The sequence below is a fragment of the Collinsella sp. LCP19S3_D5 genome, from assembly GCF_052121415.1.
Taxonomy (GTDB): Bacteria; Actinomycetota; Coriobacteriia; order Coriobacteriales; family Coriobacteriaceae; genus Collinsella.
Window position 1 is genome coordinate 60,268 of record NZ_JBQKEH010000011.1, and the last position, 11,035, is coordinate 71,302.

At 60.0% G+C, this 11,035-nt stretch carries 9 protein-coding genes; 3 read left to right on the forward strand and 6 right to left on the reverse strand.

Annotation, left to right across the window (positions count from 1 at the left end):
- Positions 1-36 precede the first annotated feature (36 nt).
- Positions 37-1,017, reverse strand: coding sequence for a phosphate acetyltransferase (gene pta / locus ACTQXO_RS06135; protein ID WP_441031550.1), 981 nt, complete (start codon positions 1,015-1,017; stop codon positions 37-39).
- Positions 1,018-1,248: 231 nt separating this feature from the next.
- Between pta and glf the strand changes: the two genes are divergently transcribed.
- Together glf and ACTQXO_RS06145 are read left to right on the forward strand one after the other, a co-directional pair.
- Positions 1,249-2,451, forward strand: a complete 1,203-nt coding sequence (gene glf, locus ACTQXO_RS06140; protein ID WP_427729079.1) for a UDP-galactopyranose mutase — start codon at positions 1,249-1,251, stop codon at positions 2,449-2,451.
- Positions 2,444-3,475 carry a glycosyltransferase family 2 protein gene (locus ACTQXO_RS06145; protein ID WP_441031548.1) on the forward strand — a complete coding sequence of 344 codons (1,032 nt, stop codon included), beginning with the start codon at positions 2,444-2,446 and terminating at the stop codon, positions 3,473-3,475. The genes glf and ACTQXO_RS06145 overlap by 8 nt, the downstream gene beginning before the upstream one ends.
- A 364-nt stretch (positions 3,476-3,839) precedes the next feature.
- Here ACTQXO_RS06145 and ACTQXO_RS06150 read toward each other — a convergent pair whose 3' ends face one another.
- From ACTQXO_RS06150 to ppk1, 5 genes are all read right to left on the reverse strand, one after another.
- Positions 3,840-4,841 (reverse strand): P1 family peptidase, encoded by a 1,002-nt coding sequence (locus ACTQXO_RS06150; protein WP_441031546.1) that lies wholly within the window; start codon positions 4,839-4,841, stop codon positions 3,840-3,842.
- Positions 4,842-4,941: 100 nt separating this feature from the next.
- On the reverse strand, positions 4,942-5,523 hold the full coding sequence (locus ACTQXO_RS06155; RefSeq protein ID WP_441031544.1) for a Maf family protein: 582 nt from the start codon (positions 5,521-5,523) through the stop codon (positions 4,942-4,944).
- Complete coding sequence (locus ACTQXO_RS06160; RefSeq protein WP_427718432.1) at positions 5,520-6,062, reverse strand: DJ-1 family glyoxalase III; 543 nt, start codon at positions 6,060-6,062, stop codon at positions 5,520-5,522. The genes ACTQXO_RS06155 and ACTQXO_RS06160 overlap by 4 nt, the downstream gene beginning before the upstream one ends.
- A gap of 176 nt (positions 6,063-6,238) precedes the next feature.
- Complete coding sequence (gene rlmD / locus ACTQXO_RS06165; protein WP_441031541.1) at positions 6,239-7,567, reverse strand: 23S rRNA (uracil(1939)-C(5))-methyltransferase RlmD; 1,329 nt, start codon at positions 7,565-7,567, stop codon at positions 6,239-6,241.
- Positions 7,568-7,653: 86 nt separating this feature from the next.
- Positions 7,654-10,062, reverse strand: coding sequence for a polyphosphate kinase 1 (gene ppk1, locus ACTQXO_RS06170; protein WP_441031539.1), 2,409 nt, complete (start codon positions 10,060-10,062; stop codon positions 7,654-7,656).
- 549 nt (positions 10,063-10,611) lie between these two features.
- Between ppk1 and ACTQXO_RS06175 the strand changes: the two genes are divergently transcribed.
- A partial coding sequence (locus ACTQXO_RS06175) for an arginine deiminase family protein (RefSeq protein ID WP_441038704.1) occupies positions 10,612-11,035 on the forward strand: 424 nt, incomplete at its 3' end.

The following is an 11,035-nucleotide window of genomic DNA, read 5'->3' on the forward strand; positions in this document are numbered from 1 at the left end:
GGGTTAGCCCGTACGGCCTTCGGGCGAGTGCGTCCGCTACTCAGCCATCTGAGCCTGGACGGCGGTGATGGCTACGACACCCACGATGTCGTCGGCAGAGCAGCCGCGCGAAAGGTCGTTAACCGGCTTGGCGATGCCCTGCAGGATGGGGCCGTAGGCGTCGGCGCCGGCGAAGCGCTGGACCAGCTTATAGCCGATGTTGCCGGCCTCGAGGTCGGGGAACACGAGCACGTTGGCCTTGCCGGCAACGGAGGAGCCGGGAGCCTTGAGCTGGGCGACGGTGGGGACGATGGCGGCGTCGAGCTGCAGGTCGCCATCGATGGCGAGCTCGGGAGCCTTCTCCTTGCAGAACTTCACAGCCTCCTGGACCTTCTTGGCGACCTCGCCGCCGGCGGAACCCATGGTGGAGTAGGAGAGCATGGCCACGTGCGGCTCAACGTTGCCCATGAAGGTGGACCAAGAGTGAGCGGAGGCGATGGCGATCTCGGAGAGCTCATCGGAGGACGGGTTGATGTTGAGGCCGCAGTCGGCGAAGATCAGCGTGCCGTCGGTGCCGAACTGCGGGGTGTCGGTGCACATCACAAAGAAGGCCGAGACCAGCTTGGTGCCCGGGGCGGTCTTGAGGATCTGCAGCGCGGGACGCAGGGTGTCGGCGGTGGAGTGGCAGGCGCCGGAGACCAGGCCATCGGCATCGCCCATCTTGACCATCATGGTGCCAAAGTAGGTGGCGTCCATCAACTGGGCGCGAGCCTGCTCGATGGTAACGCCCTTCTTGGCGCGGAGCTCGGCAAACTTCTGCGCGTACTCCTCGTGCTTCTCGGCATTGCGCGGGTCGATGACGGTAGCGCCGGGAACGTCGATCTCGTCGGGGTTGCCCAAGATGACGATCTTTGCCAAGCCCTCCTCGATGATCTTGGTAGCTGCGATGATGGTGCGCGGATCTTCGCCCTCGGGCAGGACGATCGTCTTAAGGTCGGCCTTGGCGGCAGACTTCATACGGTTTAGGAAATCGCTCATGTTACTCCTTACAAGCGTTTCGCTAAGCTCCAGGCACCCGGCTGTCCACGAATAAACCCGCTGCTAGCGGGTTTACCTTTCAAATATGTACGCCGGGGTGCTTGAGCTTTCCTTGTGTGGCAAGCTCATTATAGGACGCATTAGCGCTATAATCGCTCTGATAAATATGTCTCGAAGAATGTTCGAGAAAAGCCCAGCTAACGAGCCCGTGGCTTTTGACAAGGAGTATCGATGCAGATTACCTCAGGCCTGCCTGAAGGCTTTAACGCCGGCGCATACGACATGATTGTCGTCGGTGCCGGGTATGCCGGTGCCGTTTGTGCCCGCCGTCTTGCCGAGACCATCGGCTATCGCGTTGCCGTTTTGGAGCGCCGTGGCCACATTGCGGGCAATGCTTACGACTGCTTTGATGAGGCCGGGATCCTGGTCCACGAGTATGGTCCGCACATTTACCATACCTTTAACGAGCGCGTCCACAATTTTCTGTCGCGCTTTACCAAGTGGACGGACTACCAGCACAAGGTGCTCGCCAACATCAACGGCACCCTTATGCCCGTGCCCTTTAACCACGCGAGCCTCAAGCTCGCCTTTGGCGATGAGCGCGGCGAGGAGCTGTATCAGAAGCTCGTGGAGACCTTTGGCAAGGACGTCAAGGTGCCCATCATGGAGCTGCGCAAGAAGAACGACCCGGATCTTGCCGAGGTCGCCGATTACGTCTACGAGAACGTCTTTTTGCATTACACCATGAAGCAGTGGGGCCAGACGCCCGATCAGATCGATCCCTCGATCACCGGCCGCGTTCCCGTCTTTGTGGGCGACGATGACCGCTATTTCCCGCAGGCTCCCTTCCAGGGCATGCCGCAGGACGGCTATACCGCGTTGTTCGAGCATATGCTCGACCACGATCTGATTGATGTGTTCTGCGACGTGGATGCCCGCGACCTCTTTGAGATTGACGAGACCACCGTCAAGATCGACGGCAAGGTCTATGGCGGCGAGATCGTCTACACCGGTCCGCTCGACGAGCTGTTCAACCTCGACTTGGGCGCTCTGCCGTACCGTACGCTCGACATGAAGTTCGAGACGCTCGATATGGACCAGTTCCAGCCCGTGGGCACCGTCAATTACACCACGAGCGAGGATTACACGCGTATCACCGAGTTCAAGAACATGACTGGTCAGGTCCTGCCCGGCAAGACCACCATCATGAAGGAGTATTCCAAGGCCTATACGCCCGGCTCGGGCGAGACGCCCTATTACGCCATTCTGGAGCCCGAGAACCGCGAGCTCTATGAGCGCTATCTTGAGCGCGTCCAGAACCTGACGAACTTCCACCCGGTGGGTCGCCTGGCCGAGTATCGTTACTACGATATGGATGCCGTGACCAACTCTGCCCTCGATCTTTCGGATGAGATTATCGCCTGCCATGCATAAAGTCATATCATTCGGTATTCCCTCGTATAACGCCGCCAAGGACATGGACCATTGCATCACCTCCATTCTGGAGGGGAGCAATTACGCCACCGATATCGAGATCATCATCGTCGATGACGGTTCCAAGGACGAGACGGCAGCTAAGGCCGATGAGTGGGAGGCGCGTTACCCCGGTATCATCCGCGCGGTGCATCAGGAGAACGGCGGTCACGGCATGGCCGTCCTCTCGGGCCTGCGCGAGGCGCAGGGCACCTACTACAAGGTCGTCGACTCGGATGACTGGCTCGACGGTGCGGCGCTTTCGACCATGCTTTCGATTCTGCGTGGCTTTGAGGAGCGCGACCAGCGCGTCGATCTGTTTATCTCGAACTATGTGTACGAGAAGGTTTACGAGGGTACGCATACCGCTATTGGTTACAAGTTTGCCCTGCCGCGCAAAAAGATCTTTACCTGGGACCAGATTGGCCATTTCCGCCCGGACCAGAATTTGCTCATGCACAGCCTGTGTTATCGCACGGATGTGCTGCGCGCGTCCAATCTGCCTATGCCGTCGCACACGTTCTATGTCGACAATATCTACGCCTATGTGCCGCTGCCGCGCTGTAAGACCATGTACTACGCCGACATCGACCTCTATCGTTACTTTATCGGTCGCGAGGGCCAGAGCGTCAACGAGGCCACGATGGTCAAACGTCTGGACCAGCAGTTTCGCGTGACGCGCATTATGATGGAGGCGTTCCATTTGTACAGCGATGTCGAGTCGTCGCGTCTGCGCGCGTACATGATGGGCTATTTCACCATGATGATGGCAATTTGTTCGGTGCTAACCAAGCTTTCCGATGAGGATTGCGCCGACGAGCGCTTGACGACATTGTGGAGTGATTTGAAGGCCTACGACGAGCGTATGTATCGTCGTGCACGCTACGGTGTGGTCGGCTTCTTTACCAACCTGCACGGGCGGGCTGGAGACAAAACCACACTCGGCCTATACCGTCTTGCCTCAAAGATCTTCAAATTCAACTAGTGCATAAACGCTCGGGTAACGGGGACCCCTGGTCCTTAACTTGCTACTTCGAACAGTCCTGCGCAAGACGGAGGCGCCACTGGCGCCTCCTTTGCGTGCGGAACTCGTATCAAGTTAAGGACCAGGGGCCCTCTGCTATGTCCCGCTTTATGTCAGCAAGCTGAATTTGAAGATCTTCGACGCGCGGTACACAGGGGCCTGGGCTGAAAAGGTCTTAGTTGGTAGTCGGTCGGAGGCGGGCGGGCGTTACGTTTGTCGCGAGTTCCGCATGCAAAGAAGGCCACTTAATGTGGCCTTCGTCTTGCATAGGACTGTAGAGCAGCAAACGTAACGCCCGCCCGCCTCCGACCGACGGTCGAGTGGATTACTTCGCGATGCCGGGGATGCCGTGGGATGTTTTGGCGGTTTTGGCTCCGTTTACGATGGCGGTTTCCAGGGCCCTTACGGCGAGCATGCCCAGCAGGTCTAGGGGAACGGCGGCGCTTGCCTGGCTGCCCAGCTTGCCGCTGGCAAGGGTGTAGATGGTGTCACCGTCGTTGGTGGTGTGTGTGGGGCGGATGGCGTGTGCATAGGCGTCTGCGGCCATCTGGGAGACCTTGGTGGCCTGGGCCTTAGTGAGCTCCACGTTGGTGACGATGCAGCTGATGGTGGTGTTGGTGCGGTCGAGTGGCATTTTCATAGAGCCGGCGGCGGCAAGGGCGGCGTGCTCCATGTCGACGATCTGGTCGCTATCGGCTGCGGCGCGCATGCCGGCCACCCACTCGCCGGTGGTCGGGTCGACCACGTTGCCACAGGCGTTGACCGAGACCACGGCGCCCACCTTGACGGTGCCGAGTGCCACGGCAGCAGCTCCAAGGCCAGCCTTCATGCAGGTGGCGGGCCCCATGAGCTTGCCTACGGTGGCGCCGGTGCCGGCACCTACATTACCCTGCTCGAGTGTGGTGGGGGTATGGTCGAGCGCCTCGCGCACGGCGGCGATACCGGCCTCAATGTCGGGACGCACGGTGGGATCGCCAAAGGCGAGGTCGAAGATGCAGCTGGAACACACGATGGGCACCTGCGTGGGGCCGACGGGCAGGCCGATGCCGCGGCTCTCGAGTTCGCGGGCCACGCCGCTTGCCGCTTCGAGACCAAAGGCCGAGCCGCCCGAAAGGCAGACGGCGTGGACCTTATCGACGGTGTTCTCGGGACGCAGCAGATCGGTCTCGCGCGAAGCGGGAGCGCCACCACGTACGTCAACGCCGCCGGTGGCACCCTCGGGCGCCACGATTACGGTGCAGCCGGTGCCGGCCTCTTCGTCTGTATAGTTGCCAAAGCAAAAGCCATCGACATCGCAAACGTCAATGGCTTCGAACAGTGTGTCCATGTTTTCTCCTATCGGTTTTCCGCCGGGCCTTATGCTCGGTCGGGATCCGTACGGTACGGCAAAATTGTAGGCGCCGGGGGATACCCAGCGCCAGATGCAATTACGAGAGTTTTTGAATCGCGCGTGTGACGCGAGCGATGGGTAAGCCCACCACGTTGTAGAAGTCGCCCGAAATGTCATGCACGAGCATGCGGCCGCCTGTGCCCTGGATACCGTAGGCTCCGGCCTTGTCCATGGGTTCGCCGGAGGCAACATAGTGCCCGATCTGCTCCTCGGTAAGCTCATAGAACGTCACGTCGGTCACATCGACAAACGACAGACTTTCGGCGGCATGCGGAGCTGCAGCGTCGCCGGCTTTAACGATGCAGACGCCGGTTGCCACCTGGTGTGTGCGGCCCGAAAGCTCGCGGAGCATGGTGCGTGCCTCGTCTTCGTCTGCCGGCTTGCCCAAAATTTGCCCGTCAAAGGTGACAATGGTATCGGCTGCGACAGTCAGTTCGTTGGGTTCGGCGTGCTCTGAGGCAACGGCAGCGGCTTTGGCGCGTGCCAAACGTTCGACAAGCGTAAGCGGAGCTTCGCCATCAAAAGGTGTTTCGTCGATATCTGCGGGAATTACGCGAACGTCATAGCCCGCCTCGCGCATCAGCTCTATGCGGCGCGGCGATTGCGAAGCCAAAATCATAGCTGGATGCCCTCGGCAACCTTCTCGACGGCCTTGTCGCCGGCGAGTGTGCGCAGCAGCTCCAAGGCAAAGGGAAGTGACTGTGCCATGCCGCTGGCAGTGATGATGTTGCCGTCTTGCGTGACCTTCTCACCGGTATAAGCACCCTCGGGGAAGCTCTTCTCAAAGCCGGGGAAGCACGTGGCTCGGCGTCCCTCGAGCAGACCAAGCTCGCCCAGGATAAACGGGGCGGCGCAGATGGCGGCAACGTGCTTGGTTGCGGCGAACTCGCAGACTACATCGCAGACACGCTGGTCGGCGCGCAAGTTGGTGGCTCCGGGCAGGCCGCCGGGCAGCACGATGCAGTCGTACTCCTCAAAGTTGATCTCATCAAAGAGCGCATCGCAGGTCACGGGAATCTGCAGCGAGCTCACGACCTCGCGTGTGGGCATGATCGAGACGAGCGTGGCGCGCACGCCGCCGCGACGCATGACATCGACCATGGTCAGGCATTCAATAGTTTCAAAACCATCGGCGGCGAGAACGGCAACGCTGGGCATGAGAGTTCCTTTCGTAAGGCGGATACAATTAGCCGTCTTATACCCCGAAGACCTATGCTTGCCACGCTCGATTTCCCAATGTTTAAAAGGGGACGGGGATTAAATAATCATTCGGAACAAATTTATTTTTATCCCCGTCCCAGAAAAATCATCGGGTGTGGTCTTGGGCAAACAGTCTAGTTGCGCTTGAGATGGACGACGGTTTCGCAGTGGAAGGTTTGCGGGAACAGGTCGACCGGCGTGATCTTGACGGGGGAGAAGGTGCCTTCCTCGACAAAGCACTTAAGATCGCGTGCCAAAGTCGCCGGATCACAGCTCACGTAGGCCACGTCGCGGGCGCTCGTGCTGGCGATGAGGTCGATTGCCTCGGGTGCCAGACCTGCACGCGGCGGGTCGACCACCAGGACATCGGCATCCTGGTCGGGGAACTCGCGCACGGCATCGCCGCCGATGACATCGACGTTATCGAGCTTGTTGATCTCGAGGTTGCGGCGCAGGTCGCGCACGGCCGGGCCGTAGGCCTCGACGGCGGCAACAAAATCACAGCGGCGGGCGAGCGGCAGGGTAAAGGTGCCGGCGCCGCAGTACAGGTCCATGGCAAGCTCGTCTTCTTGCGGGTCGAGCGCCTCCATGACAAGCTCGATCAAAATCTCGGCGCCCTTGGTGTTGACCTGGAAAAACGATGGGGCCGAAAGGCGCATCTGGCCGTCGGCGATGTTCTCGGTCCAAGAGCCCTCGCCGGCGAGCATCTCCACCTTGGAGACGCGGCGGGCCTTCTTATCTCCCTTGCTCATGACGCGCACTACGCTCGTGGGGCGAGCGGCGTCTGCCAACACGCGCGAGACCTGCGAGCGCGGGAAGGAGCCCGTGGGCGTCCAAAGCGCGACCTCGAGTGCCTTGGTGCGACGCGAAGCGCGAATACCCACGCGCTCCAGACCCAGATCGTGACTGCCGCTCAGATAGTTGAGCGCGCCGACGACCGATTTGAGCGCCTTGGGAAAACGCTTATCGAACAGCGGGCACGAATCTACGGTGACGATCTTGCTGGGATCGACGCCGTGCATGCCAAGGCGAACGCGGCCGTTAACGAGGGTGGGCTCCAGCTCAATCTTGTTGCGGTAGCCCCAGTCGTCCTTGGTGTGGCGGATGGGCTGGACAAGATCGTTGACCTGCTCGGGGGCGAACTTGCCAATGCGCTCGAGCGTGGAGCGCAGGTTTTGCTCTTTGGCGGCAAGCTGCGCGGTGCGCGAGAGATTGCCCCACGAACAACCGCCGCAGACGCCCACGAAGGGGCAGGGGGGCTGAATGCGATCGGGGCCCGGCTCCAGAATCTCGGTCGTGCGGGCGCGCATAAACGACTTGCCGTCCTGCACGATCTCGGCCTCGACGGTGTCGCCTGCCACGGCGCCCTGCACAAAGACGGCCTTGCCGTTGTCGGCGTGCGCCAGTCCGTCGGCGCCGTAGGTCATCGATTCTATGGTGAGCTTCATGTTCCTGCCTGTCATTCGCGGTATTGTTCGCAACCATGGTAGCAGTGAAAAGCGCCCCGTATTTGGGGTATTCCTCAAATACGGGGCGCTTCTACAAACGTCTATTTCGTCTTGCCGGTAATAAGCGTCTTAAGGCCTAGGCCGATCAGGCCCAGTCCCATGCGCACGCGACCGGGGCGATGGCGCTCGATGGTCTTGGTCTTGCCAGCGGGCTTCTCGCGGCGGGCGCCCTTCTCGGACGCGGGGTTGGCCGTCTGCGGTTGGGGCCGAGGAGCAGGCTCGGACTCTGGCTCTATGACGGTTGCCTGAACCTTCTGGACCTCGGGTGCGGCCGGCTGCGGTTCGAGCTCAGGCTTGGATGCGAGCGTAGGTTCTGTCTTGGCGACGGCCTCGGCGTTGCGATAGGCACGCTCCAGCAGAGCTTCCTGCGAGTTGAAGGGCTTCTCGCCTTCTTTGCGCTCCACGGGAATCCAGGTGCCGTCACTCGTCAGACTGCGTGCCTTCACGTTGTCGCGCAGCTGCATGCCCATGTACTCGTGCACCTGGGCGCGGCAGGCGGGGTCGAGCACGGGGAAGGCGATCTCCACGCGGTGCTCGGTGTTGCGCGTCATCATGTCTGCCGAGCTCAGGTAGATCATATCCGAGTCCACGCCAAAGGCATAGACGCGCGCATGCTCCAAAAAGCGTCCGACGATGGAGCGCACGTGCACGTTCTCGGTCTTGCCCGGAACACCGGGCTTGAGGCACGAGATACCGCGGATGATCATGTCCACGCGCACACCGGCACACGATGCCTCGGCGATCTTGTCGATGACCTCGCGGTCGGTAAGCGAGTTGAGCTTAAAGAACACGCGGGCGGGCTCGCCGACAAGGGCACGCTGAATCTCGCGGTCCAGGCCGCGCATGATGAGCGGCTTGAGGCCCACGGGCGCCACGCCCAGGAAGCGGTAGTCGCCGCGCAGGTTGCCCAGCGACAGGTTGCGGAAGAACAGGTTAGCGTCCTCACCGATGCCGGGATGCGCGGTCATGAGCATAAAGTCGCTGTAGAGCTTGGCCGTCTTCTCGTTAAAGTTGCCGGTACCCAAAAGCGTCAGACGGGTAAGCGCCATGCCCTCGCGATAGGTGAGCTGGCAGATCTTGGAATGGCATTTAAAGCCCTCGGAGCCGTAGATAACGGTGCAGCCGGCCTCTTCCAGCCGCTCGGCCCATTCGATGTTGTTTTGCTCGTCAAAGCGGGCGCGGAGCTCCATGAGCACGGTAACCTCTTTGCCGTTTTCGGCAGCATCGATGAGTGACTCGCACAGGCGGCTTTGTTTGGCCACGCGGTAGAGCGTGATGCGAAGCGAGATGCACTCGGGGTCGTAGGCTGCTTCGTGCACCAGGTCCAAGAACGGGTTCATGGTCTCGTAAGGGTAAAAGAGCAGCTTGTCGTGCTGCAGCACCTGGTCGCGGATGGAGCGGGTCATATCGATGGTGGGGTTGGGCTGCGGCCTAAACGGCGTAAAGAGCAACTCGTTGCGTAGATGCTCGGGTATTTTGCCCTCGATGCCAAAGACATAGCCCAGGTTGAGCGGGATATCGCAGGTAAAAACCGAGCGGCGCGAAAGCTCGAGCGCTTTGCGGATGGTCTTGAGCGTTGGCTTTTCGAGCGAGCCCGATACGGCGAGCACCACCGGCTGCAGGCGCAGGCGCTTCTTAAGGATGCGCTTCATGTGCTGGCGGTAATCCTCTTCCTCCTCGACGCCCTCGCCGTCCGGATCGATGTCGGCGTTGCGGGTGACGCGGATGAGCGCGCGGTCGAGCGGCTTATAGGAGCCGAAGCAGCTGTCCAGGCAGGCGAGGATGACGTCCTCGAGCAGAATGTAGGAGTAGGTGCCGGTGGGCGAGGGGATTTCGACCACGCGGTTCATCGAGGCGGGAATCTCGATAAGGCCCAGCAGGCTCTCCTCGTCGGTGATGCCGTCCAGGCCACAAGCCAGATAGAGCGCGCCGTTGCGCAGGTTGGGGAAGGGATGGCGCGGGTCGATGACCAGCGGCGAGATGACCGGTGATACGTAGGCCTGGAAGTAGCGGGTTACAAAGGTATGTTCCTCGGGCGTAAGCGAATCGATGCGGGCGCGGTGAACGCCCAGAGTGTCGAGCTTGTCCTCGATGCTCTTAAAGATCGACTCCCAGCGGGTAAGGAGCCCGGGCAGCTCTGCCATGACAGCATCGACCTGTTCGGAGGCGGTCATATTGCTCTTGTTGTCGACGGGCTGTTTTTTGAGCTCTGCCAGATCGGACAAGCCGCCCACGCGCACCATGAGAAACTCGTCGAGGTTTGACTCGAAGATCGAGACGAACTTAAGGCGCTCGAACAGTGGCACAGACTCATCGAAGGCTTCGTCGAGTACGCGGTTATCAAAGCGCAGCCAGCTAAGCTCTCGATTTTGCGTATACGAGAAATCGCGCGGTTTCTTGCGCAGCTTGGCGGCGTTCTGCTTCTTTTCGATTTTGCTCGGCATATGCATCTGTCCGTTCAGTCCCTACAGGGGACGGTAGCCTAACACTATTTCTTATTGTCTCAATTTAGTCGACCTATGGCGCGGACGTATTGCGCGAACGGTATCTTTACCTACTTATTACGCTGACGATCCGAAGCACTAACGTCCGGTGCTTTGAACAAGCGATCTATATCCTCACTCAACTGGTGAGAATGTATGAATAAGAATGATAGCAAGCTGAATATAATCGAATTTAGGTCGTATCGAGGACAAGCGTCATTTATATGCAGAAAACCGTTTTCGCTATGCAATTTTGAATCATGGATAACTTTGAGTGTTCAATCTTGATTTCCTAGAAAAATAACGTTTACCTAGGAAAATCTGCTTTACGAAACTGAAGTGCATCATGGGAAATCATATGCGATATACCGTTCATCGTACTTTGTTGACCGTTCGGGGGCGAGGTGGAATTGCGGGTGGAAATTGGATATAACTAGAGCTGTCAGCAAGCAGCGCTCCATACGGAGGGGCGCTGATACATTCGGCCAGTAAGGCCCGAAAGAAAGGTAGGAGGCCATGACGAAAGGTCTGCACGTGCCTTCCGAGATCGGCAAGCTCAGGAAGGTCTGCCTGCACCGTCCCGGCGACGAGCTCCTCAACCTGCCGCCCGACGAGCTCGAGCGGCTCCTGTTCGACGACGTCCCGTTCCTGGAGGTCGCGCAGCAGGAGCACGACACCTTCGCCCAGATCCTGAGGGACCAGGGCGTCGAGGTGCTCTACCTCGAGAACCTCGTCGCCGAGGTGTTCGACCAGGTCCCCGGCGTCCGCGCCGAGTTCACCGACCAGTACATCGCCGAGGCCGGCATCCGCGGGAAGCACATGCCGCAGGTCGTCCGCGAGAAGCTGGACTCCATCGAGGACAACCTCGAGTTCGTCAAGAAGACCATGGCCGGCATGACCAAGGCCGAGATCGAGATGCCCCTCACGGCCTCCACGACCC

What these genes read in the sequence shown, in the direction of transcription:
- pta (WP_441031550.1), bottom strand. Translation starts at nt 1,017, where the DNA reads ATGAGCGATTTCCTAAACCGTATGAAGTCTGCCGCCAAGGCCGACCTT.
- glf (WP_427729079.1), top strand. Translation starts at nt 1,249, where the DNA reads ATGCAGATTACCTCAGGCCTGCCTGAAGGCTTTAACGCCGGCGCATAC.
- ACTQXO_RS06145 (WP_441031548.1), top strand. Translation starts at nt 2,444, where the DNA reads ATGCATAAAGTCATATCATTCGGTATTCCCTCGTATAACGCCGCCAAG.
- ACTQXO_RS06150 (WP_441031546.1), bottom strand. Translation starts at nt 4,841, where the DNA reads ATGGACACACTGTTCGAAGCCATTGACGTTTGCGATGTCGATGGCTTT.
- ACTQXO_RS06155 (WP_441031544.1), bottom strand. Translation starts at nt 5,523, where the DNA reads ATGATTTTGGCTTCGCAATCGCCGCGCCGCATAGAGCTGATGCGCGAG.
- ACTQXO_RS06160 (WP_427718432.1), bottom strand. Translation starts at nt 6,062, where the DNA reads ATGCCCAGCGTTGCCGTTCTCGCCGCCGATGGTTTTGAAACTATTGAA.
- rlmD (WP_441031541.1), bottom strand. Translation starts at nt 7,567, where the DNA reads ATGACAGGCAGGAACATGAAGCTCACCATAGAATCGATGACCTACGGC.
- ppk1 (WP_441031539.1), bottom strand. Translation starts at nt 10,062, where the DNA reads ATGCATATGCCGAGCAAAATCGAAAAGAAGCAGAACGCCGCCAAGCTG.